24 protein-coding genes and 1 pseudogene are annotated in these 23,535 nt (G+C 44.1%); 13 read left to right on the top strand and 12 right to left on the bottom strand.

Going from position 1 to position 23,535, the window contains the following annotated elements; translation table 11 throughout:
- Positions 1 to 28: 28 nt before the first annotated feature.
- The 6 genes from Q4B82_RS04450 to Q4B82_RS04425 all read left to right on the top strand — a co-directional run bounded on the left by Q4B82_RS04450 (position 29) and on the right by Q4B82_RS04425 (position 4,230).
- Positions 29 to 832, top strand: a complete 804-nt coding sequence (locus Q4B82_RS04450) for a hypothetical protein (protein ID WP_303065223.1) — start codon at positions 29 to 31, stop codon at positions 830 to 832.
- A gap of 37 nt (positions 833 to 869) precedes the next feature.
- A complete protein-coding gene (locus tag Q4B82_RS04445) occupies positions 870 to 1,238 on the top strand; it encodes a lysozyme inhibitor LprI family protein (protein ID WP_303065222.1) in 369 nt (122 codons plus the stop codon).
- A 49-nt stretch (positions 1,239 to 1,287) separates the two neighbouring features.
- A complete protein-coding gene (locus tag Q4B82_RS04440) occupies positions 1,288 to 1,953 on the top strand; it encodes a methionine ABC transporter permease (RefSeq protein WP_303065221.1) in 666 nt (221 codons plus the stop codon).
- Between the two features lie 131 nt (positions 1,954 to 2,084).
- Positions 2,085 to 2,486, top strand: a complete 402-nt coding sequence (locus Q4B82_RS04435) for a helix-turn-helix domain-containing protein (protein ID WP_303065220.1) — start codon at positions 2,085 to 2,087, stop codon at positions 2,484 to 2,486.
- A gap of 4 nt (positions 2,487 to 2,490) precedes the next feature.
- Positions 2,491 to 3,186, top strand: coding sequence for an aspartate/glutamate racemase family protein (locus Q4B82_RS04430; RefSeq protein ID WP_303065219.1), 696 nt, complete (start codon positions 2,491 to 2,493; stop codon positions 3,184 to 3,186).
- Between the two features lie 108 nt (positions 3,187 to 3,294).
- On the top strand, positions 3,295 to 4,230 hold the full coding sequence (locus Q4B82_RS04425; RefSeq protein ID WP_303065218.1) for a MetQ/NlpA family ABC transporter substrate-binding protein: 936 nt from the start codon (positions 3,295 to 3,297) through the stop codon (positions 4,228 to 4,230).
- 93 nt (positions 4,231 to 4,323) lie between these two features.
- On the opposite strand, the gene Q4B82_RS04420 is transcribed toward Q4B82_RS04425, so the two are convergent.
- Together Q4B82_RS04420 and ttcA are read right to left on the bottom strand one after the other, a co-directional pair.
- Complete coding sequence (locus tag Q4B82_RS04420) at positions 4,324 to 5,043, bottom strand: CPBP family intramembrane glutamic endopeptidase (RefSeq protein WP_303065217.1); 720 nt, start codon at positions 5,041 to 5,043, stop codon at positions 4,324 to 4,326.
- Positions 5,031 to 5,990, bottom strand: coding sequence for a tRNA 2-thiocytidine(32) synthetase TtcA (ttcA, locus tag Q4B82_RS04415; RefSeq protein ID WP_303065216.1), 960 nt, complete (start codon positions 5,988 to 5,990; stop codon positions 5,031 to 5,033). Before ttcA ends, Q4B82_RS04420 begins: the two co-directional genes overlap by 13 nt.
- Positions 5,991 to 6,155: 165 nt before the next feature.
- Here ttcA and Q4B82_RS04410 point away from each other — a divergent pair, with 165 nt between their 5' ends.
- Positions 6,156 to 7,373: a sugar transporter gene (locus Q4B82_RS04410; RefSeq protein WP_303065215.1), complete on the top strand. Its 1,218-nt coding sequence runs from the start codon at positions 6,156 to 6,158 to the stop codon at positions 7,371 to 7,373.
- 285 nt (positions 7,374 to 7,658) lie between these two features.
- Here Q4B82_RS04410 and yjgA read toward each other — a convergent pair whose 3' ends face one another.
- Positions 7,659 to 8,153, bottom strand: coding sequence for a ribosome biogenesis factor YjgA (gene yjgA, locus Q4B82_RS04405; protein ID WP_303065237.1), 495 nt, complete (start codon positions 8,151 to 8,153; stop codon positions 7,659 to 7,661).
- A gap of 144 nt (positions 8,154 to 8,297) precedes the next feature.
- Between yjgA and pmbA the strand changes: the two genes are divergently transcribed.
- Together pmbA and Q4B82_RS04395 are read left to right on the top strand one after the other, a co-directional pair.
- On the top strand, positions 8,298 to 9,638 hold the full coding sequence (pmbA, locus tag Q4B82_RS04400; protein WP_303065214.1) for a metalloprotease PmbA: 1,341 nt from the start codon (positions 8,298 to 8,300) through the stop codon (positions 9,636 to 9,638).
- Positions 9,639 to 9,685: 47 nt separating this feature from the next.
- Positions 9,686 to 10,048, top strand: a complete 363-nt coding sequence (locus Q4B82_RS04395) for a hypothetical protein (RefSeq protein WP_303065213.1) — start codon at positions 9,686 to 9,688, stop codon at positions 10,046 to 10,048.
- 255 nt (positions 10,049 to 10,303) lie between these two features.
- On the opposite strand, the gene Q4B82_RS04390 is transcribed toward Q4B82_RS04395, so the two are convergent.
- The 6 genes from Q4B82_RS04390 to Q4B82_RS04365 all read right to left on the bottom strand — a co-directional run bounded on the left by Q4B82_RS04390 (position 10,304) and on the right by Q4B82_RS04365 (position 16,109).
- Positions 10,304 to 10,768 carry a YchJ family protein gene (locus tag Q4B82_RS04390; protein ID WP_303065212.1) on the bottom strand — a complete coding sequence of 155 codons (465 nt, stop codon included), beginning with the start codon at positions 10,766 to 10,768 and terminating at the stop codon, positions 10,304 to 10,306.
- Positions 10,769 to 10,809: 41 nt separating this feature from the next.
- Complete coding sequence (locus Q4B82_RS04385) at positions 10,810 to 11,424, bottom strand: 3'-5' exonuclease (RefSeq protein ID WP_303065211.1); 615 nt, start codon at positions 11,422 to 11,424, stop codon at positions 10,810 to 10,812.
- A gap of 106 nt (positions 11,425 to 11,530) precedes the next feature.
- Complete coding sequence (locus Q4B82_RS04380) at positions 11,531 to 13,324, bottom strand: putative nucleotidyltransferase substrate binding domain-containing protein (protein ID WP_303065210.1); 1,794 nt, start codon at positions 13,322 to 13,324, stop codon at positions 11,531 to 11,533.
- Between the two features lie 99 nt (positions 13,325 to 13,423).
- Complete coding sequence (locus Q4B82_RS04375) at positions 13,424 to 13,927, bottom strand: hypothetical protein (protein WP_303065209.1); 504 nt, start codon at positions 13,925 to 13,927, stop codon at positions 13,424 to 13,426.
- A 135-nt stretch (positions 13,928 to 14,062) separates the two neighbouring features.
- Complete coding sequence (locus tag Q4B82_RS04370) at positions 14,063 to 15,838, bottom strand: sodium:solute symporter family protein (RefSeq protein WP_303065208.1); 1,776 nt, start codon at positions 15,836 to 15,838, stop codon at positions 14,063 to 14,065.
- Between the two features lie 4 nt (positions 15,839 to 15,842).
- Positions 15,843 to 16,109 (bottom strand): DUF4212 domain-containing protein, encoded by a 267-nt coding sequence (locus Q4B82_RS04365; protein ID WP_303065207.1) that lies wholly within the window; start codon positions 16,107 to 16,109, stop codon positions 15,843 to 15,845.
- 393 nt (positions 16,110 to 16,502) lie between these two features.
- Between Q4B82_RS04365 and Q4B82_RS04360 the strand changes: the two genes are divergently transcribed.
- The 4 genes from Q4B82_RS04360 to Q4B82_RS04345 all read left to right on the top strand — a co-directional run bounded on the left by Q4B82_RS04360 (position 16,503) and on the right by Q4B82_RS04345 (position 18,744).
- The gene (locus tag Q4B82_RS04360; protein WP_303065206.1) at positions 16,503 to 16,814 is read left to right on the top strand and encodes a PepSY domain-containing protein; all 312 of its coding nucleotides are present in this window, start codon (positions 16,503 to 16,505) and stop codon (positions 16,812 to 16,814) included.
- 129 nt (positions 16,815 to 16,943) lie between these two features.
- Entirely contained in the window at positions 16,944 to 17,225 is a 282-nt protein-coding gene (locus tag Q4B82_RS04355) for a hypothetical protein (protein WP_303065205.1), read from the top strand.
- 47 nt (positions 17,226 to 17,272) lie between these two features.
- Positions 17,273 to 18,301: a Holliday junction branch migration DNA helicase RuvB gene (gene ruvB / locus Q4B82_RS04350; RefSeq protein ID WP_303065204.1), complete on the top strand. Its 1,029-nt coding sequence runs from the start codon at positions 17,273 to 17,275 to the stop codon at positions 18,299 to 18,301.
- Positions 18,298 to 18,744, top strand: a complete 447-nt coding sequence (locus tag Q4B82_RS04345) for an HAD domain-containing protein (protein ID WP_303065203.1) — start codon at positions 18,298 to 18,300, stop codon at positions 18,742 to 18,744. The genes ruvB and Q4B82_RS04345 overlap by 4 nt, the downstream gene beginning before the upstream one ends.
- Positions 18,745 to 18,782: 38 nt before the next feature.
- Here the strand turns inward: Q4B82_RS04345 and Q4B82_RS04340 are convergent, their stop codons facing one another.
- The 3 genes and pseudogenes from Q4B82_RS04340 to Q4B82_RS04335 form a co-directional block, all read right to left on the bottom strand.
- Positions 18,783 to 20,252, bottom strand: coding sequence for a helicase HerA-like domain-containing protein (locus Q4B82_RS04340; RefSeq protein WP_303065202.1), 1,470 nt, complete (start codon positions 20,250 to 20,252; stop codon positions 18,783 to 18,785).
- 355 nt (positions 20,253 to 20,607) lie between these two features.
- Entirely contained in the window at positions 20,608 to 21,021 is a 414-nt protein-coding gene (locus tag Q4B82_RS09505; protein WP_368501329.1) for a type IIL restriction-modification enzyme MmeI, read from the bottom strand.
- Between the two features lie 12 nt (positions 21,022 to 21,033).
- A pseudogene (locus tag Q4B82_RS04335) lies at positions 21,034 to 23,460 on the bottom strand (class I SAM-dependent DNA methyltransferase); the annotation flags it as partial.
- Positions 23,461 to 23,535 lie beyond the last annotated feature (75 nt).

The raw sequence follows: 23,535 nt of genomic DNA, 5'->3' as shown, positions 1-23,535 counted from the left end.
TTTCAGGCAGCCTAAAACGGAGAAAATCATGAAAAAAACCTTATTATTCAGCTTATTGTTTTTAAGCGGCAATGTTTTCGCGCAAACGCCCGAACAAATTATCCAAAAAATCTACCCCAAATATTCGCAACAAAATCAATGCCATCAAGTGCAAGATGGCGATGCGGGCGATTATTGCATGCGCCCCCACAAACGCGAAATCCGCGACACCGCACAAGGTAAGCTGATGTATTTATTGTACAAAGGCGACCGCTTTGATTTTACCGAAAACCGCGAAGACAGCGCACACGTGTTTACAGGTTTGGCGGGCTTTTTTGTGTTGAAACACCAATCTGGCAATGATTGGGCGTTGCTTGCCAGCGCACCGCGTGAAAGCGTGGGTTCATTTGGCGTTGCGCCCGAAAAATGGACGTTCCACGAATTTGGCAAAGACAAATGGGGCTTTTTGACCACGCACGGCGATGTGCATCAAGGCGTTTCAGGCAGCCATTATGTGCTGTTCCACCACAATGGCGGGCGCAAAATCGGCGTAAGCTGGCTGGGCGAAAGCCACAGCAATTACGGCTATTATGGCGACAAATGCGAAATTTACGAAGACGAACCCAAACGCCAAAAAGATTGCGTGAAAAACACCTTGTTTGATTTGGACGGCAAAATCAAAATCTTGCGCGACCAAACGCCAAGTGGCGGTTTTTACCCCATTCAAATCACGGTGGACGGTCATGTGGGGCAGAAAAAATACCGCCAACAGGTTTACCGCATGAATTTTGACGCCAAATCAGGCAAATACCTTGAGCCGAAAAATTATGTTTTGAAAGACATCGATTATTAAACCCAATATTTTTCAGGCAGCCTGAAAGGTGATTTTGATGAAAAAATCTTTATTTTTAATGATGTTGTGTTTGCCATTATTGGCACAAGCCGTTTGCGAAAAAGGCAATGTTTACGAAGACATAGATTGCCATGAACGTGAAATCGCCAAAATCAAACCGAAAATGAACGCCACTTACCGCGAATTGGTCAAACTGAACACGCATGACGCGCACAAAAGTTTTGAACAATCACAAAAATTGTGGTTGCAATTCATTGAAAAAGATTGTGAATTTGAAAATACGCCCAGCACAATGGCACAAGGTGCAGGCTATGGATTGGGTTTATTGGCGTGTAAACATGAACGTTACGCGGCACGATTGCAACAAATGCAAAATATTGTGCGTGAATTGCGTGAAGTAAAATAATTTTTCAGGCAGCCTGAAACTCTTTTTTAACACTATTTTGAAAATAATCATGAATTTAGAAAACATCATCAAATTACTCCCCGAATTTCAAAAAGCCCTGTTGGAAACCTTGTTAATGGTGGGCGTGTCCGCCAGCGTGAGCGTGGTTTTGGGCGGACTGTTGGGCGCGTGGCTGTTCACAACGGGTCGCGGACAAATCTTTGAAAACACAAAATTAAATGGCGTGTTAAGCTGGCTGGTCAGTTTTATGCGCGCGTTTCCATTTGTGATTTTGATGATAGTGCTGATGCCGCTCACACGCCTGATAGTCGGCACATCATTTGGTTGGGGCGCGGCTTGCGTGTCGTTGAGCGTGGCGGCAAGTTTTTATTTTGCGCGTTTGGTGGAACAAAATCTCAACGAAGTCCCCAAAGGCGTGATTGAAGCCGCACAAGCCATGGGTGCATCACGCAAAACCATCATTTTCAAAGTGTTATTGAGCGAGGCACGTTCGGGCTTGGTGTTGAGCGTTACCATTTTGATGATTGCGATTTTGGGCGAAAGCGCGGCGGCAGGCTTAATTGGCGGTGGCGGCATTGGCGATTTGGGGATACGTTACGGACACCAGCGTTATATGCCCGATGTGATGGCGGCGGTGGTGGCGATTTTGACGGTGTTGGTGGTTGCCATGCAAACTTTGGGGAATGTGTTGTCCAAAAAATTGAATAAGCGTTGATTTTTCAGGCTGCCTTAAAGACAATTTGTAGGTCGGGCATTCATGCCCGACTATCTGTCGTCATCATGTTGTCGGGCATAAATGCCCGACCTACTATCTATGTGTCTGAATTTAGAACAAAGGAGATTATGATGAATATACATGAAAGAATAAAGCAAGCAAGAATACAAAAAGGTTTAACTCTTCAAGATATTGGAGATAAATTGGGTGTTACAGCACAATCAGTAAGACAATGGGAAATAGATGGTATGCCACGCCCACAAAAAATAGAATTACTTGCTGATATTTTGGATGTAAATCCTTCGTGGCTACAATTTGGTCATGAAAATCAACCCAATCAAAATAACGAAATAAACAAAAATGCCTATTCTTTTGATATTTTTAATGAAAATATCAAAAAACAAGCCTTTGAAATCATTGAATACTATGGAATTACCCCAGAACAAATGTTTAATATGATTTTGCACCAAATTGCACGGACACAATCTTTACCATTAAATTTCAATGATTTAAATAAAAATCAAAAGGAGTAATGCAATGAAAACACTCGGTATCATCGGCGGCATGTCGCCCGAAAGCACCGCGATTTATTACACGCAAATCAACCGTTTGGTCAATGCGCGTTTGGGTGGCAACCACAGCGCGAAAATCATCTTACAAAGCCTTGAATTTGAAGAAATTGTCCAAAAACAAAAATCGGGCGATTGGCAAGGAGCAGGCGCAATTTTGGCGCAATCGGCAAAAAATCTGCAAAACGCAGGGGCAGACGCGATTGTGTTGGCAACCAATACCATGCACAAAGTGGCTGATTTGATTGAACAAAATATTGATGTACCCTTTTTGCACATTTTGGACGCGGTCGCGGAAAACATTCAACACAATCAAATGCACACCGTGGGTTTGCTCGGCACGCGCTTTACCATGCAAGATGATTTTTACCGTGGCGGATTGGCAGCGCGTGGCATACAAACCCTTGTTCCCAATGATGAAATGCAAGCGGAAATCCACCGCATTATTTTTGAAGAATTGTGTGTAGGCAAATTCACACAAGCCAGTAAAAAAATTTATCTAAATATTATCAATTATTTATCTAAAAATGGTGCACAAGGCGTGATTTTGGGTTGCACCGAAATCGGCTTGCTCATCAATCAAAACGATACGCCACTCAAATTATTTGACAGCACCGAAATCCACATTCAAAAAGCGGTAGATTTTTTCTTGCAGGCTACCTGAAAAACGGTAAAATACGTGATTTTGGTTTTTTTAGTTAGCCTAACTTTCATTTTCAGGCTGCCTGAAAATTATTCTTCACATATCTCTTTGTTTTACGGAGTATTTCTTATGAACAATACTTTTAACTTGTCTTTAGTTGGCATCATTGCTTTGGCATTGTCGGCTTGTGGTGGTCAGAAACAAAACAATACCCCCGCTGCCACTTCTGCGCCTGCAACAGCAAGCAATGCATCTGCTGCTACGCCTGAAAAAACAGAAATCCGTTTTGGCACAACACCAGGTGATTTTGGCGACATGGTCAAAGACCAAATCCAACCCATATTAGAGAAAAAAGGCTACAAAGTTACCTTAACTGAATATCCTGATTACGTTACGCCCAATAAAGCTTTGGCAGAAAATGCGATTGACATCAACATCTTCCAACACAAACCTTATTTGGACGGTTTCAAAGCAGAACACAAATTGGATTTAACCGAAGTGTTCCAAGTACCTACCGCGCCTTTGGGTTTGTATCCTGGCAAATTAACTGCACTGGACCAAATCAAAGACGGTAGCACCGTATCCATTCCTAACGACCCGTCTAATTTGGCACGCGCTTTGGTCATGTTGAACGAATTAGGTTGGATTAAATTAAAATCAGACATCGACCCACTTAAAGCAGTAGTAACCGATATTGCTGAAAACACCAAAAACATCAAATTGGTGGAAATGGAAGCTGCCAATTTGCCACGTTCACGTCAAGACGTTGATTTTGCGATTGTAAACGGCAACTATGCGATGTCTTCTGGTATGAAATTAACCGAAACCTTATTCCAAGAACCCAGCTTTGCTTATGTGAACTGGTCAGCGGTTCGTACGGCAGATAAAGACAGCACGTGGGTCAAAGACGTTACTGAAGCCTATCATTCCGATGAATTCAAAAAATATGCACAAACGCGTTTTGTGGGTTACAAATACCCAGCAGCTTGGGGCAATCAAACGGCTAATGGTGCAAAAGCCGAAGCATCTGCTACTTCTGCTGTAGCTACATCGCCTGTAAAATAAAGTTTGAAACTGCTTTGAATGAAAATAAAAAGGCTGCCTGAAAAATCTTTCAGGCAGCCTTTTTATTTTAAAAAAACTATAAAAATCAATATATTAAATCCATTCATATAATTGCGACACAGCAACCGCATTATTTACAATATGAACCAAAATTGGATAACGCAAATCACGCGTATGTAAATATACTGTTCCCAATGTTAAGCCCATGCCCAAATAAACCAAACCGTCTAAATTCAATTCTCCACCTGTGTGTGCGGCAGCAAAAGTCATTGCTGAAATCAATAAAGCCGTCAGTCTACTGCCAAAATTTTTCGTGTTGAAATAATGAAAAAAAATACCACGAAACACCAACTCCTCAAAAATCGGCGCGAATAATACAATGTCCACCACCATCATAAACATCGGCAAATTGGCGACCAACTGCATAATGATTAACTGATTGACTGTTTCCAAACCATTTTCCATCACTTCGCCCGTAACCCACTCCACCAATGTGATGTGAAACCAACCCAAAGACAACATCACCATCACATAAGGCACACACAAGCATAAATGGGCTGCCTGAAACGGTATTTTAAAACCCAATTTGTGAAAATAACTGTTTTCAGGTAGCGTATTACGATAAATGACATAAACACCCCAAATCAAACCTACTACCAATACCATAAACAATAAGGTTTGCAAATGTAAAACCCCATCAGAAACAACATGGTTCTGGTTATATGTCATAAAACCAAACAAAAAACTGGGCGGAATACTCAATAGAATCATTAGCCCAATAAACTGAAACACATTGGCAACTAATTTTTGCATGATACTTTGGGCTTACTCGCTAAAATATTGATGACTTTATGTTTGGGATTTTCAGGCAGCATGATTGTAGATTGTTCGTCACCATCGTTCAGGCTGCCTGAAAATGAAATTTCTTCGCCATCAAATGCCAAATCGCCACCGTGTTTCAAATTTTGACCGCGCTGCAATCCTGCAAAATCAAACAGTTCCGTATCTGCCAAATGCGATGGCACCACATTTTGCAAAGCGGAAAACATGGATTCAATCCGCCCTGGAAAACGCTTGTCCCAATCGTTGAGCAAATCTTTAATCACTTGGCGTTGCAAATTCGGCTGCGAACCGCACAAATTGCACGGAATAATGGGAAACTGTTTCAGCTCGGCATAGCGTTCCAAATCTTTTTCTTTCACATAAGCCAAAGGGCGAATGACGATGTGTTCGCCATTGTCCGACACCAGCTTGGGCGGCATGGCTTTGAGTTTGCCACCGTAAAACATGTTCAAAAACAGGGTTTGCAAAATGTCATCACGGTGATGCCCCAAGGCGATTTTGGTGCAACCCAATTCTTTGGCGGTGCGATACAGCACACCGCGCCGCAATCGGCTGCACAGCGAACAGGTGGTTTTGCCCTCTTCAATCACGCGCTTGACCACCGAATAGGTGTCTTCTTGCACGATTTTGTATGGCACGCCTATGCTTTGCAAATATTCAGGCAGCACATGTTCGGGAAAATTGGGCTGTTTTTGGTCAAGATTCACGGCAATCAGTTCAAAATCAATGGGCGCGGACGCTTGTAATTGGCGCAAAATGTCCAAAAGCGCGTAGCTGTCTTTGCCACCCGACAGGCAGACCATGATTTTGTCGCCGTGTTCTATCATGTTGAAATCGTTAATCGCATCGCCAACGGCATGGCGTAAACGTTTGTTTAGTTTGTTGTTTTCCAGTTCTGTTTTGGATTTTTTGGACATGATTGTTTCAATTTATTTTAAAAAACGAATTATATCAAAGCACAAAGGCGTATAATACAAAACTTTTTTTCAGGCAGGCTTTTGGGCAAGCACATAAAAAATCACAACGCTGCCTGAAAAGCACCAACCCTTGCCTTTCACAAACTTTTATCAATCAAAATCAATATGTTTCAAATCAAAAATGAAGAACAAGCTGGCGTGTGGCGCGTTTTGGCGTTGGCGGTAGCGGCATTTATTTTCAACACCACCGAATTTATTCCAGTTGCATTGCTTTCAGATATTGGCGCGACTTTTGCCATGCCCGTTGCCGACACGGGCTTGATGATGACGGTGTATGCGTGGACGGTTAGCCTGATGTCGTTGCCCTTTATGCTGTTTACCGCGCATTGGGAACGCCGCCGTTTGCTGATTGTGTTGTTTGCCGTGTTCATTGTGGGACATATTTTGACGGTGCTGGCGTGGCGATTTGAAGTGCTGCTGTTGGCGCGGATTGTGGTGGCATTGGCGCATTCGGTGTTTTGGGCGATTACGGCTTCGTTGGTAATGCGTGTCGCACCAAAAGGCAAAAGCGCGTTGGCTTTGAGTTGGCTGTCTATGGGCAGTTCATTGGCGATGATTTTGGGGCTACCATTGGGGCGGATTTTAGGGCAGATGTGGGGTTGGCGTACTACGTTTGCCATAATTGGCGCGATGGCTTTAATGATTTTGTTTTTGTTGTGGAAACTGTTGCCCAGTTTGCCAAGTCAAAATTCAGGCAGCCTGAAAAGTCTGCCGCTTTTGGCAAAACGCCCTTTACTGTTGTCCATTTACACGCTGACTTTAATTGGCGTGAGCGCGCATTTTACGGCATACAGCTACATTGAGCCGTTTATGTTGCAAATTGGCAACGTGAACCCGAATATGACGACTGTGATTTTGTTGTTTTTTGGCGTAGCGGGTGTGGTGGCGAGTTGGTTGTTTGGGCGATTTCATCAGCGATTTCCCACGATTTTCATGGTAGTGTGTTTGGTTTTGTTAATGGTGTCTTTGTTGGTGTTGTTGCCATTAGTGGGCAATTTGACGGCTTTGTTGATTTTGGTGATGACGTGGGGTTTGGCGATGGGCGGACTGGCGTTGTGCATGATTATGCGCGTGCTGCAATACGCCCCAGACGCAACCGATGTGGCAAACGCGATTTATTCGGGCATTTTCAATATTGGTATAGGTAGCGGCGCTTTATTGGGTGGTGTGGTGATGCGGCATTGGGGTTTAGAGAATGTGGGATTGGTTGGTGCGATGTTGGCGGCTTTGGCTTTGGCAATTTTTGTGTGTGCCATGCGCAAATACGCCCACACCGCACCGCCGCCTAGCGATACGCCCAATCAGGGATTGGTAGGACATTGAGCTTTTGTGGTGGAACTTACCCATGACCAATCTACACAGACCTATTAAATTCTTAAATTTGATACCGCATAGGTCAGATACCTGTATCCAAGAAATCTTGTGATTTCATCGGAAAATGTAGAATACAAGTACCTAACCTGCGGAGAACTTAATGCATCTGTCAAACGAGTAACGGTTTTCTCAATGTCCAGTGTTAGAACGCTCAAATTGATTTTGAATAACAGTACACCTATGCATGTGAATGAGGCTGTTTTTCTGTTTCAGGCAGCCTTAATCACTCAAAAGTCATGTATGTTCCATTACCGTTTTCAATTCCTGATACAGGGCACGAAAATTTTTGGGTGGTTTTTGCTGTTCTGCTTCTTTGCGTGCATTGCGAATCAAAGTCCGTAATGTGCCTGCATCGGCGTGTGGATAATCAACGATAAAATGGGTTAATGCTTCATCATTTTCCAATAAACGCATCCGCATTTGCTCCACACGCTGCAAAAAAGCATTGTGTGCTTGATTGTCGCCTTTCAGTTTTGCCAAATAAGCACGAATGGGTTCTGGGTCAATTTCACGCATCAAACGACCGATATATTGACGTTGGCGTTTAACTGCACTGTTGGACGTGATTTTTTTGTATTCACGCACCGCTTCCAATAAATCTTCGGATAAACCGATTTTTTTTAAACTTTCAGACGACAAGCGCGTGAGCTCCATGCCCAAATCTTGCAATTCATCCATTTGCTTTTTTTTGCGAGTTTTGCTTATCCATTCTTCATTTTGGTTGTTTATTATGTCTGTCATGGTTTTCAGGCAGCCTTTACACATTTAAAACACACATCATAGCAAATTCTGATAGAGAATTTAAATTCTTTAACGCATAAGCTGCCTGAAAACGGCTACAATACCCCAGTTTGCAAATAACGATACAGCAAAATGTTTCAACACACCGCTTCTGAATTAAGCCATTTGGCTGCTCAAACACTTGAATTGGCAAAACAAAAAGGTGCATCAGCTGCTGAAATTGATGTCAGCGAATCGCTCGGACAAAGCATTCAAGTGCGCCTACAACAAATTGAACAAATTGAACATCAACAAGACAAATCTTTGGACATCACAGTCTATTGTGGTCAAAGCAAAGGTCGTGCCAGCACCACCGATTTATCCCCAACAGCATTAAACGCAGCCGTTCAGGCAGCCATAGACATCGCCAAACACACTGCCCAAGACCCTTTTGCAGGCTTGGCAGATGAAAACTTAATGGCAACAGAATTTGGCAATTTAGACCGTTACCACGAATGGGATTTGGACGCGACCACTGCCATTGAAATGGCACAAAATTGTGAAGCAGCCGCCTTATCGTACGACAAACGCATTAGCAATTCCGAAGGCGCAGGTGTGCAAACCGCTCATTACCAATATGTTTATGGCAACAGTCATGGCTTTTTGCAATACCAACGCGCCACCAATCACAGCATTTCATGCAGTGTAGTAGGCAGTAGCGAAAACGGTATGGAACGCGATTATTGGTTTGATAGTGCCTGTGATGCCGGTGATTTAGATAGCACCGAAAACATCGGTCGCCTTGCTGCCCAACGTACGATTGAACGCTTAAACCCCGCCAGTTTACCCACAGGTAACTACCCCATTTTGTTTGACCGTACAGTTTCAGGCAGCCTGATTAACCACATCGTAGGCGCACTCAGCGGCAGTGCCTTGTATCGTCAAAGCAGTTTTTTAACCAACAGCATAGGTAAACCCATTCTGCCTGATTTTTTGTCCTTACGTGAAGAACCACATATTCCGCGTGCATTTGGCAGCAGCTACTTTGATAATGAAGGCGTGGCAACACAATCGCGTTTTGTGATTGAAAATGGTGTGGTACAAGGCTATTTTCTGGGTAGTTACAGCGCTCGTAAACTTGGTATGCAAAGCACAGGCAATGCAGGTGGTGCACACAATCTGTACTTAACCGCAACTGCACCCGACCAAGCCACATTATTGAAACAAATGGGTAATGGCTTATTGATTACCGAATTGATGGGACAAGGCGTGAATTTGCTCACAGGCGATTATTCACGTGGTGCCGCAGGATTTTGGGTGGAAAACGGCATCATCAGCCACCCTGTTGCAGGCATCACAATTGCAGGACGTTTACAAGACATACTCATGGGCATAGTGGCAAGTGCCGATGATGCCCTGCGCCGTTCTTCCCACAAAATTGGCTCAATTTTGATTGATAAAATGACAGTCGCAGGCAGCCAACACATCTCCTAAACACCCAGTCCAAATCCAATAAACAGCCACGTCCAAAGAGAAAAAACATGACCCGACATACATTCTGTTTTACCTTGTTGTTCCTGTCATCATACACATTGGCTTGCACCTACTTACCCGCCACAGCTGCTTTTATCATCATCAACGACCGCAATAACGACCGCGTTCTAGATTGGGAAGAATGGCAAGTCGCCAACATCAGCGACAATTTGGCATTGAATTTTCCGCTAGGCGATGAAGCCACTTTTAAATACATGGATAAAAATCAAGACCAGCGTATAGAAGCACCTGAAATGGGTTTTGGGCAGGTGCACTACCTGCAAAATCCTTGCGAACGTCAACACAATCATCATCGTTCTGGTTTCATGCCTGTTAAACACCGTATGTTCTTTACGCCCCACCCAAATTAACTACATAGCATTTCAAGTTCTGAACCCACATACGATACCATACCGATAATACAATACGCGCTGCGTTTACCAATTTTGCATTACGGAACGTCGCGCGTATTTTTACCATACACCCATTTTCAGGCAGCCTAAACACCAGCCAACCACCAAATGAAAATGATAATAATCGTTTCAAATCAACCTATAACAAAACAACATTACCCAGCACACGCAAAGAAGCTGACAATGCAAGTATGACTTTGATTGCCAACAATACTATTTAAAAAACTGCCCACAACACACCTTAAATTTCCGCATTGAACCGCAGATACATGGTGATTTCATACTGGGCAATCTAACTGTTGGGTCTATGAAGTACCATCTCCCATCTATTTTCACAAAAGCAGACAATTCATGATGTGCCTGTACCCCACCCTCTTGTTCAAAATAAGCCGTAAACTCAACTTGTGCATGATGCGGTTTGATGTGTGGTGTATGTGCATGTACCGTTAAGCCCAGCCATTCGGTTTGTTGCGACCACGCAATCAGACCTGCCTTATCCAACAAATCTTGTTGTGCGGGAACGGTGCTTGTCAAAATATAATCCATATTTTGAAGAACATATGCCGCATAACGCGAACGCATCAATTGTTCTGCCGTTTCAGGCAGCTTGCAGTAGTGATGAAAAGGAGCGCAACATTGCGCGTAATCTTGACTTGATTGACAAGGACAAAGTGTCATCGTGTTCTCCATAATTATGAACTTTCAGGCTGCCTGAAACGCTATTTCCGCGCTTGCAATGCCAAATACATCATCGCCACGTTAATGGAATCGTTCAGCGCATCGTGGCGCGGCAGGTCGGGTATGCCCAAGTTTTTTATCATGGTTGCCATGCGCAAATCGATTTCGGCATCGTAATATTTGTAGCGCGTTTCTTGGCGATGATACACGGCTGACACTTCTATTTGACGATTGGGCATGCCTATGCCAATCATGGGTTTCAGAAATTTATTGACCATTGCCACATCGTATTCCAAAAAATAGCCCACCACAGGTCGCCCACCCACAAAATCCAAAAATTGTTTTAAGGCTTGTTCTATGGGCAAACCGTTGCGCAAATCTTTGGGGCGCAAGCCGTGTATGGTTACGTTACGCGCCTCCATCATGCCTTCGGGTTTGACCAAAACGTAAAATGATTCGCTGGTCAGGATTTTTTTGCCGCGAATTTTGACTGCGCCTATTGAGATGATTTCGGCTTCTTTCACGTCCAAGCTGGTGGTTTCGCAGTCAAAGCTGATGTATTCATCTGGGATATTGTCGTTAAACAAAAAGCGGTAGTTGGGGTCGCGCAGTTTTTTTAGGGCGTATTGGCGTTTGAAATGTTCAATGATTTTCATGGGTTTGCTCCTTTTCGGGGGACATGGCGTTGCGCCGCCATACCCACGCTTTGGGGTGCGTGGCGCGTGGTATTTTGTGGGCGGATTTTCAGGCTGCCTGAAAACATCAAGCATTCAACCGAAAGTGCATTCTGATGATGTTTTTAAATCGCTTCACCACTTGCAGCGCGTCTTTCAACAAATCGCGTTCCAGTGTGGAGAGACTGTCAATGTCCAACTGATTGGGGGCGGTTACTTTGCCTTCGTGTAAACACGCCAAACCTGCTTTCAGGCGCATGTCCATTAAATAGCGTTGGGCTTCGGCTAAATCTTGGGCAAATTGTTGTTCCAACACGCCTGCTTGTGCCAAACGCTGAATGCGTTCAAAGGTGTTGGTTTCGTTGATTTTGTATTCCAAACTCAATGCGCGTATGCCGTGTACCACTGGGAACAAGCCCATTTTTTTCACGTCCATTTTTTCTTTGTCGTTGCGGTGCAGCAGTTTTGAGAAAAAGCCTTGTCCATCACCATCAAATTGCTCTACCGCGCGGGCAAATGCCATAAGCATGCCCACATCGTTGTTTAAAAATTGGCGCAAATATTCGTTCACTTCTTCCAAATAGGCGGGGTTACCTGCCACCACGCGCGCGTCCAAAAAAATCGCCAAATTCATCATGTTTTCGCCCGATGCTTTTCGCGCCCAATCGCCCACCATTTTCTTAAATTCAGGCAGCGTTTTGCGCCACATTTCATTGCTGACCATGATGTTGCCTTTACATGGTGGATAACCCAGTTTTTCCAATAATTCGGAAAACTTTAAGGCTGCCTGTTTTGCCATTTCCAAATCGGCATTTTCGCTTAAAATCAGGGCGTTGTCTTGGTCGGTTTTCAAGACTTGCTCGCCGCGCCCTTCTGAACCCATGACGATTAAGCAGGATTGTTCATACAATTCGGGCGGTGCAATCATGCGCCATGCTTTTTCAAACAGGCTGCCGTTTAATACTTGCATCAATTGCGCCAATTGTGGGGCGCGTAAACCATTGTTGCGCAATACGAAAATGGACTGTGTCATTTGTTCGGCTATACCTGCCAAATCGTCCAAAGTGGTGGCGCGTTCCAAACGCTGTGCAACCAAATGGCTGTGGTTGGACAAATATGCCAACACGTCCACCTGTTCCAACACGCCAATGACTTCGCCATTTTCCACCACCGCCACGCGTTGTACATAATATTGCATCATTTTCAACAAGGCATTGAAAACAAAGTCATTGATGTCAATACTGATTAAATTGAAAGTTGCCCATTGATGCGCTGGGTCTTGTGGCGAACCATTTTGCAACAGCAAATCACGAAACACGGATTCGGTTAGCAAGCCAACTTGCTGATTGTGTTTGATTAACACGGATTTGCTTTTGTGTTCTTTCATTTTTTGTGCGACCGTGAAAATGCTGTCGCTGCCATCTAGCCAAACCGCATTTTTGCGATAGGCATCGCGCACATGGGCTGTGAATAAGCCGTCCAATTCGTTATTGTTGAGATTGGCAAATTTGTCTGCCACCGATGCGTAAAAATATGCGCCAAAACGCGGGTTGTCTTCAATGATTTTCTGCACGGTGGCTTTGGGAATACTGTATACAAGGGCTTGCTCTGCTGTGATAAATTGATGTTGGCTGCTGCCTTCAATCAGGGCGCGTGCGTCAAAAGTATCGCGTTCGCGGTACACCGCCAGCACTTCGCCTTCGGGGTTGAGTTCTTTTATTGCGCCTTTAATCACGACATACAAATGCTCGATTTTTTGCTGTGGTTGGATAATCACTTCATCATCGTTGAAAAACACAATGTCCACCGATGCTTGCAGCATTTGCCGTTGAACGTGATTGAGATTGGCATAGGGCGCAAAGCTGAAGTCAAATCGTTCCATGATTTATTTTCCTTTGTGATTGTTTTTTCAGGCTGCCTGAAAATTCATCTTCTCAAAAAAGTGTTGCATTATCCCTGATTTAAATCATATTTTTATTTTTCAGGCTGCCTGTGCTTTTCCACAAACGGCTTGCACAATATTGTCGGTGTATTCGCCTCTGCCCCAGTCGTATTGGGTTTTGCCATTGACTTGTAACACGGTGGCTTGCAATTTTTGTTGGCAGTCCACCGCAATGGTCAAGGTTTTCGCGCTCATGCGGCGTTCAAACAAATACAGTTGCGTGAGTTTGTGATTGGCATTGTCAATGTTTTGTGCGGTGTGTTCCACAACAGCAAATTTCAGCACAGGTGCGTTCACATACGACCAAGGTTGATAAAACACAGGTTCGGCAATTTTTGCCACCACAGTGGTGTTTTTGGGCAGCAGACTTTGCATATGGTCAAACCAAGTGTATTCGCTGTAAATTTGAAATGCCAACATACCCGCCGCCGCAGATGCAGGTATCAACCATTTGGGCTGTTTTTTCCAAAACACGCGCAACATCAGCACAATGCCAGCCGCCGCAAACGCGCATGAAAATGTGGCGATGAGTTCCCAAAGCATATTTTGTTCTCCAATTTGAATTTTTTGTTTGAATGGTGTTTTCAGGCTGCCTGAAAACATTTTTGTGGATTATGCCACAACCAAAAAACGGCAATCAGGCTGCCTGAACCCAATTGCCGTTTTGATTACATCAAATTAGTGGTCAATGGCTTGACCTGCACCTTTTGGATAGCGAACGCTTTCCACCAAATCTTGGATTTCTTGTGGGGGTTCTTTACCCATACGTGATACCACAAATGCCACGATGAAATTTACCGCCGCACCAATTGGACCAAATGCCAATGGGGAAATACCGAAAATCCAGTTTTCAGGTTTGTTTTCAAAAGTTGCCGTGCCAGGAATCAAGAACCAGCCCAAGTACAAGAAAATGTACACGCAAGTTACCGTCAAACCAGCCAACATACCCGCCGTTGCGCCCTTATCGTTGATGCGTTTGGAGAAAATACCCATCATCAAAGCAGGGAAAATGGACGATGCCGCAATACCAAATGCCAATGCCACCACTTGTGCCGCAAACCCTGGGGGATTGATGCCCAAGTATGTTGCCACAATAATCGCAACAGTCATAGAAACACGCGCTGCCAACAATTCGCCTTTTTCGCTGATGTCGGGTTTAAGCGTTTTCTTAATCAAATCATGTGAAATGGCAGATGAAATTGCCAACAACAAACCTGCTGCTGTGGACAATGCCGCAGCCAAACCACCTGCTGCAATCAAGCCAATTACCCAGCTTGGCAAATTGGCAATTTCAGGATTTGCCAAAACCATGATGTCGTTGTTTACGGTCAGCTCATTGCCTTTCCAACCTTTGCTTTCGGTCTCTGCCAAGAATGCAGTGTCTTTGGATTTGTCGTTGTAATATTGGATTTTGCCATCGCCATTTTTATCTTCATATTTCAGCAGACCTGTGGTTTCCCAAGTTTTCATCCAGTTTGGACGGTCATCATGGTTGATGGGGGCTTCTTTTACACCATTGGGATACACGGTGTTAATCAAATTCACACGCGCCATAGAACCCACAGCAGGTGCAACGGTGTACAACAATACGATAAAAACCAAAGCCCAGCCAGCAGATGAACGTGCATCAGACACTTTTGGCACAGTAAAGAAACGGATAATCACGTGTGGCAAACCTGCTGTACCAATCATCAGCGACAAAGTCAGCAAGAACATATTCAATTTATCGGGAACATCGGCCGTATAAGCCGCAAAACCCAAGTCTTTGACCAAACCGTCCAATTTTGCCAACAAAGGTGTGCCAGATGCAACATCATTGCCAAACAAACCCAAAGGTGGAATGGGATTGCCCGTCATTTGAAAAGAAATGAATACAGCAGGAATGGTATAAGCAATAATCAACACCACATATTGTGCCACTTGGGTGTAAGTAATGCCTTTCATGCCGCCCAATACCGCATAGAACAACACCACCACTGCCGCAATAATCAAACCTGTGGTGCTGTCCACTTCCAAAAAGCGTGAGAATGCCACGCCAGCACCTGTCATTTGACCGATAACGTAAGTGGTAGATGCCATAATCAAGCAAATTACGGCAATCAAACGTGCTTGTTTGCTGTAAAAGCGGTCGCCAATAAAATCAGGCACGGTAAACTTACCGAATTTACGCAAATAAGGGGCAAGCAACAATGCCAACAACACATAACCACCTGACCAGCCCATCAAATAAGCTGATGCAGAATAGCCGCTCATCGCCAACATACCTGCCATTGAAATGAATGATGCAGCACTCATCCAGTCTGCGCCCGTTGCCATACCGTTCAACACAGGGTGAACGCCACCGCCTGCCACATAAAACTCTTTGGTAGAGCCAGCGCGCGCCCAAATCGCAATACCAAAATACAAGGCAAACGACAAGCCCACGAAAATCAAGTTAATCACAAATTGGCTCATGATTTCATTCCTCGCTTACGCCATATTCTTTGTCTATCTTGTTCATTTTCCAAGAGTAACCGAAAATAAGCGCGATAAACACAAGCATAGAGCCTTGTTGCCCAAACCAAAATCCAATGTCGCTGCCGTTAAACAGCTTTAAATCCATCATTGCAGGACGTAAAATAATGGCAAAGCCATATGAAACAACCGTCCAGATAATCATACATATCGTAATCAAACGGATGTTTGCCTTCCAATAACCAACTGCGTCATGTGTTTTTTCAGACATGATTTTTTCCTTTTGGAGTGTTTGTTTTCCATGCCAAAACCATTTTGTTGGGTTTATGGCGTACCTTAAAATGCAAATAACAGACACATTCTGTCAATTAGCGTGGCAAGGATAACATTTATTGATTTAATCTCAACATACTTTAACAAAACTGATGAAGGGTATCTGTTTTGCTTTATACCAACCCAATAGGAATAAATGGATTTTCAAACCAAGATAATCATAAACCAATGATTTATTAAATGAAAAATGATTTATTTGTTTAATGACTGTGTTTGCAAAAATTGTGGTTTATTTAAGTTAAATTGACAGTGATTTATCGTAAAATGATAGGACATTTGAACACTGATTTGAATGTTTTAATTTTATTAACACCCATATCAAGGTATGAAAATGAAAAAAATCCAGTCAATTTTAATGGTCAGCATGTTATTGGGTACAATTTCTGTGCCTGCAATGGCAGACAATGATGAACGCATTTACCGTGAAAATCGCAATCAATACATTACCCACGATAAAGCACGCGAAATTGCAATTGAAAGTGTAGGTGGTGGATATGTGAAACATGACGATGTGGATTTTGAATATAATCGTCAATATGGCGCACATTTTGAAGTAGAAGTTCATGGTCAAGATGGGCGTGAATATGAAATCAAAATTGATGCCAAAACAGGTAAAGTGCTATACAAACACCAAGACCAGTAATGAAAATAATGTGAACAAAAACACACCCTAATAAGGTGTGTTTTATGTTTTCAAGCTGCCTGAAAATCTTTTGATGACTAGATGAATCTGTCATAATGTTGTTTTATTTAACTGATATCGTTGCTTATCATGAACTCACAACAAACTTTATTGCGTTGGGCAACAGTCATACTGATACCCTCATTTACACTGGCGTATTTTACTTTTGTACCACCCAAAGACAACGCAGACCGATTGATTAACGGCATCATTTTGGCTTGCGAAGCCGTATTTTTATTTAAATTTGTGTTATTTGCATGGATTGGTCATCATTTACGCGACGAAATCAGCGCAAAAAAACAGGTTTACCCTTTATTCATACCCATTATTTTACTGGTTGCATACACCATTTATTATTTTCAGGCAGCCTGATTTATGCCAGTACTGATAGGTAAAGAAAGACCGCCATTGGAAACATCATGATTCAAAACGATAATTTAAGCACCATCACCACACCGCGTTTGATTGGCGCACAAAAACTTTCCGCACAAGAAGAACAACTTGAACGCGCCTTGCGCCCCAAATTGTTGGCGGATTACATTGGGCAACACAAAGCCAAAGAACAACTGGGCATTTTCATTCAGGCAGCCAAAAATCGCCAAGAAGCCCTAGACCACACCTTGCTTTTTGGCCCCCCAGGTTTGGGCAAAACCACGCTTGCCAATATTGTGGCACGAGAATTGGGCGTGAATTTGCGCCAAACATCAGGGCCCGTGCTGGAACGCGCTGGCGATTTGGCGGCATTGCTGACCAATTTGGAAGCCCACGATGTGCTTTTTATTGATGAAATTCACCGTTTAAGCCCTGTGGTGGAAGAAATTTTGTATCCTGCCATGGAAGACTATCAGCTTGACATCATGATAGGCGAAGGACCTGCCGCGCGCAGCGTCAAAATTGATTTGCCGCCGTTCACGCTCATTGGCGCGACCACACGCGCAGGCATGCTCACCAATCCCTTGCGCGACCGCTTTGGCATTGTCGCGCGTTTGGAATTTTACGAAACCGCCGATTTGGCGACCATCGTGGCGCGTTCCGCCCAATTATTGAACATGGATTTGGACGAGCAGGGCGCGTGGGAAGTCGCCAAGCGCAGTCGTGGCACACCGCGCATTGCCAATCGTTTGTTGAGACGGGTGCGCGATTATGCCGAAGTGAAACATTCAGGCAGCATCGATGCCGCCATTGCCGATGCCGCATTGTCCATGCTGGACGTGGACAAAATCGGCTTGGACATGATGGACAGAAAATTTCTTGAAGCCGTGTTGCACAAATTCAACGGTGGACCTGTGGGTTTGGAAAACGTGGCAGCCGCCATTGGCGAATCCACCGACACCATTGAAGACGTGATTGAACCCTATCTCATTCAACAAGGCTTTTTGCAACGCACCCCGCGCGGACGCATGGCAACCGAAGCCGCCTTTTTGCATTTTGGATTGAACGCGAAATGATGATTTTTTTGGATTTTGATGGCGTATTGCATTCCGCGCACCATCATTCAAACGACACAATGTACAGTCAATTACCGATTTTGGAAGGTTTTTTCAGGCAGCCTGAATTTGCCCACATTGATTTTGTGATTTCGTCCACATGGCGACACGGGCGCGATTTGACACAGTTGCGCGAGCCATTTTCGCCCGATTTTCGTGAACGCATTGTGGGCAAAACGCCCAGTTCATCATTCTGTTTTGCCAAACCCATTGGCGGACGAGAACGCGAAATTTTGAAATATTGCCAAGCCCATCACGTTGAAAAATGGTTGGCTTTGGACGACATGGGCAGCCATTTTCAACGCCACCTAGACCGCGTGTTTTTGTGCCAATCCAGCACAGGTTTAACCGAAAACGATTTGCCGCGTTTAGCCGCATTGATTAACGAAATTCAGGCTGCCTGAAACCTTTACAAAACCCACTTTCAAATTAAATCAGAACCCTACTTCAATAGTTTTTTCATCACACCCATTAAACTGCGCGAAATGGCTTTGGTAATTTGTTTATTGATTTGGTCGCCCACACTATCAGCAAGATTGTAGCCTATGCCTTGCCCTACTTTTTTGCGACTGCCCAATAAACCACCCAAAAAACCTTCTATGATACTGGGCTGTTGCGTGGCTAACTGATGATTGTGTCCTGTTTGTTGCAAGGCTTCGTATGCAGAAAAATTATCCATCATGTCTTTATAATGCGGATACAGGCTGTCATATTGAAAATGGTTGTTGCGCTCGTTTTCAGGCAGCGGTGCCAGTTGTGATTGTGGTGGCATAATGTAAGCACGTTCTACGATATTGGGTTGACCCTTTTCGTCTAAAAAAGAGACCAATGCTTCGCCCACACCCAATTCGGTTATCGCTTGCGCCACATTCAATTTGGGATTACTGCGGAAAGTATCAGCAGCAGTACGCACAGCTTTTTGGTCGCGTGGCGTAAAAGCACGCAAAGCGTGTTGCACGCGATTGCCCAGCTGCCCCAATACTGTATCAGGCAAGTCCAGCGGATTTTGGGTAACAAAATACACACCCACACCTTTAGAACGGATTAGGCGTACCACTTGTTCCACTTGTTCAGTTAATTCTTTACTGGCGTTATCAAAAATCAAATGCGCTTCGTCAAAAAACAACACAAATTTAGGTTGGGGTAAATCGCCCACTTCGGGTAAAGTTTCAAACAATTCCGCCAAAAACCACAATAAAAACGCACCATATACACGTGGCGAACGCATTAATTTTTCTGAATTTAAAATATTGATGACACCTTTGCCATTTTCTGTTTGCAGCCAATCATGTAAATTCAATTCAGGCTGCCCAAAAAACAAATCCGCTCCTTCACTTTCCAATTGCAGCAGTTGACGTTGAATTGCCCCAATACTGGCTACTGAAACATTGCCATAAGTGGCACGATATTGAGCGGCGTTTTCAGCAATAAATTGCAGCATACCGCGCAAGTCTTTTAAGTCTATTAAGAGCCAGCCTTTGTCGTCCGCAACTTTAAATACCAGATTCAAAACGCCCTCTTGGGTATCGTTCAAATTCATCAAACGCGCCAACAGCATAGGTCCCATTTCAGAAAGGCTTACACGAGTAGGAATCCCCGTTTCGCCATAAACGTCCCAAAAACGCACAGGAAAACCTTGCAGATAACTTGTGTCTAAACCACATTGGGCCATGCGTTCAGCAACAAAACCACTGTGGCTGCCTGAAAGTGCAATGCCCGATAAATCGCCTTTCACATCTGCCATAAACACGGGAATGCCATGCGCCGAAAAGGTTTCTGCCATTTTACGCAAGGTAACGGTTTTGCCTGTACCCGTTGCACCCGCGATTAAACCGTGTCGGTTCGCCATTTTAGGTATGATTTCAAGGATTTGTTGAGTATGAGTATGGGCAATGGTGTAATTATTTAACATGATATTTTCTCTCAATCAGGCTGCCTGAAAACATCTCATCACATGATGCATTTCAAGCAAAAAATTCTACCGCTTTGTTTCAAAATATGACTTATTCCATGTTTGGGGTAAACCCAATGCCATCATGATGTTTTTCCTCAAAAATATTTCAGGCAGCCTTTGGGTTTGCGACATAAAAAATGTTAAAGTACGCCGTTCATACCGCTTTTAAGAAGCCATAAAATCAAATTTGGTCATGTTTCGGTGTGTACGGCACACCCTACGCTACTTCTTCTCCATGTATGCAAGAAGGAGAGGAAACTGGTTTCAGGCAGCCGAAAGATTTTTGTCGTGTACCGAAAGGCAGCCTGAACGCTCATTTCATTTTCCCATACATTTCAAACAAAAACGCCACCCGTTCTGCCTCATTTTCAAAAGGTTCATCGCGATACAATGTGTCCACCGCCTTGTCCAAATCGCGGTGTGCTTTTCGCAATTCAGGAAACGGGTCTAGCCCCACACGCGGATTGTAGAGTTCTGCCAACGATGGGGGCGTTAAGCCTTTGGCGATGGCGTTGTCGCGGTATTTTTGGCGCACATCTAAAATGGCTTGGGCGAGCTGTTCCAATTTGGCGATTTTTTGCCCCCACCCCAGCCCTCCCCCACAAGCAGGGGAGGGAGCAGATTGCAGGCTGCCTGAAACGGTGTTGTGCCGCACTTTTGTTCCCTCCCCTACTTGCGGGGGAGGGTTAGGGTGGGGGTAAACCTGCTCACGCACCTGCGCCGACATGGGAAACGGAAAATTATTGTAAACAATGGTATTGGAATAGCTGTAATCACTTTTCATGCGCCCCGCCACCGTCCGCATAAAGGCATTGTGCATGGTGCTGGATAAAATCGCAAAATGGTAAAGCGTGGCATTGGGCAAAGTGTAAATTTTATTGCTCACAACCGTTTCACTATCCAAAAATCCAATCGGAATAAATTCACGATTTTCCGATGAAACTTCTGGCATTGCCAAATAATTTCCGCTTTCAGGCTGCCTGATTTCGGTAAATAAATGTGGTTTTTCCGCCCATTTTTGAGTGGCTTCTTTTTTACTTTCCAAACGCATTTGTTTAACCAATTCAATGCGTTTTGCAACCGAAGGCATTTTTTTCAAATCATTCGCCAAAACTTGCAAATCCACGCCACGAAACCACAAACAAAAACGCTGTTTATCATTTAAAAATTCTTCTGAACCCAAAAACGGACGAATGTATTTTTCAGTTAATGGCTCGCGTTGAATTAAATCGTTTTTTTCTTCCAAAGACAAAATTAAATGACCGCCATCAGTTGGTTGTGAACCTTTAACCATTTCATTTTCGCCTGAAATTTGATTTTTCCGTTTTTCAACTGCCGCATTATCCGCCTCAATCAAATAACCATTGATATTGTGGACTTTTGCCACTTTTTCGCCATCAATCAAATATTTATCGGCAATGTTTGCCAAACCAAAACCAATAATCACGCAATGCACCGCCGCTTTGCCCGCCGCCTGCGAAGTCCACGCAAAAGTGCGATAGGCAAAATGAATGTGTACGCCTTTTCCAAATAAATAATTAAACAAAACAGGAACTTGTTCGCCTTGCGTAATGGAATTGGTGGACACAAACGCCACGCGCGTGTGCGGATTGTGTTGCAAATATTGCGCCGCTTTAACGTGCCAATTCGCCACATAATCAAGGCTGCCTGAAAGTTTAATTTCATGACAAATCAATGCTGTATCCGCTTTTTGTTCGGCGGTTTGATAGGTTTTGCCGACAAACGGCGGATTGCCCAAAATGTAATCCACGCTTTCCCAATCGCAGCGCAGCGCGTTGCCGTGCAAAATGTGGGCGGATTTTTTCAGGGGAATATTCAGGCTGCCGTAGCCTTTGCCCAGTTTCGCGCCCTCGTCCAAATTGCACAAATGGTCAATCAGCCACATGGACAAAACCGCAATTTCACGCGCCAAACCGTCCAGTTCTATGCCATAAAATTGCTCAATGCTCACGCCCGATTGCAGGGGCGATTTTTCCAAGCGATTGTATTCTTGGATAATTTCAATTTCCAATTCGCGCAAGGCTTTGTACGCCGCCACCAAAAAATTGCCCGTGCCACACGCTGGGTCTAAAAATTTGAGCGTGGCGATTTTTTGTTGCAATTCAACGAGTTTGCGTTTTTTGTCGCGTTTCAGGCTGCCAATTTGGGCAAATTCTGCCTTTAAATCATTTAAAAACAAGGCATTGATGACTTTTTCAATGTTTTCTTTTTCGGTGTAATGTGCGCCCAATTCGCGGCGTTCGTTGATGTCCATCGCCTCTTGAAACAGCGAGCCGAAAATTTCGGGCGAAATGTGTCCCCAGTTGATGTCTTGGGCGATGTGCAATAATTTTTGGCGCATTTCGCCGTCAAAATAAATGGTGGGCAGGGTTTCGCCGAACAAGCCGCCGTTGATATACATGAAATCCTGCAAATAATCGGGCATGTGTTTGGGGCGTTTGTCGCTGTTGAGCGCGTGGAACAGTTCGTTCAGCACCGCGCCTGTGTCGGAGCCGTCTGTTTTGGTGTGTTTGGCGAGCAGTTAGGCGAATTGGTGGGGCTGGAAAATCCCTGTGTCTTCCGCAAACAGGCAAAACAGCAATCTAATCAAAAATTTGCGAACGGTGTCGGCATCGTATTCGCCCTTAATGCCTTGATAGAGTTCGCGCATTTGGGCGGCGGCTTTTAAATTGACTTGGCTTTGCGCGTGATGAATGTCGCTTTCCCAATCCAGCAGGAAATTGAATAAGCCGATGTTTTCATGCAGCTTTTCAATGGGAAATTCGGTGGATTTGTTGCCCAGCGTTTCAAAAAATCGGAAAGTGGCGAAATCGCACACGACAAAATATTTGGGGAGATTTTCGGGTTCTTGCTGGCGGATTAATTCTAAATATTCACGGGCTTGGGTTTCGGCGTGTTCGAGGTTTTTGCCTTTGGTTTTTTGTTCGCAGAGCAATTTTTGGGGGACGAACACGTCCACGAATTTTTTGGATTTTTGGGCTTGTAAACGCTTTTCCAAAATGGCAATGGCTTTGCGGTCTAATCCGAAAATGGCGAAAAATTCGTGCCAAAAGGTTTGTGATTCGGATTTTTCATCGGTTTCGTTTTGCCAGCGTTGGGCGAATTGTTGGGCGTTGATTTTAATTTGGGCGGGGGTTATTTGCATACTTGAAGGTTTGGGTATCGGGTCTGCGTTTGACCATGACGGATAAATCGATGTTCATGGTACAAACACACCTTT

It is taken from the genome of Alysiella sp. (genome assembly GCF_030525755.1).
Classification (GTDB): domain Bacteria; phylum Pseudomonadota; class Gammaproteobacteria; order Burkholderiales; family Neisseriaceae; genus Simonsiella.
This window is presented reverse-complemented; position numbering and strand designations above follow the sequence as displayed.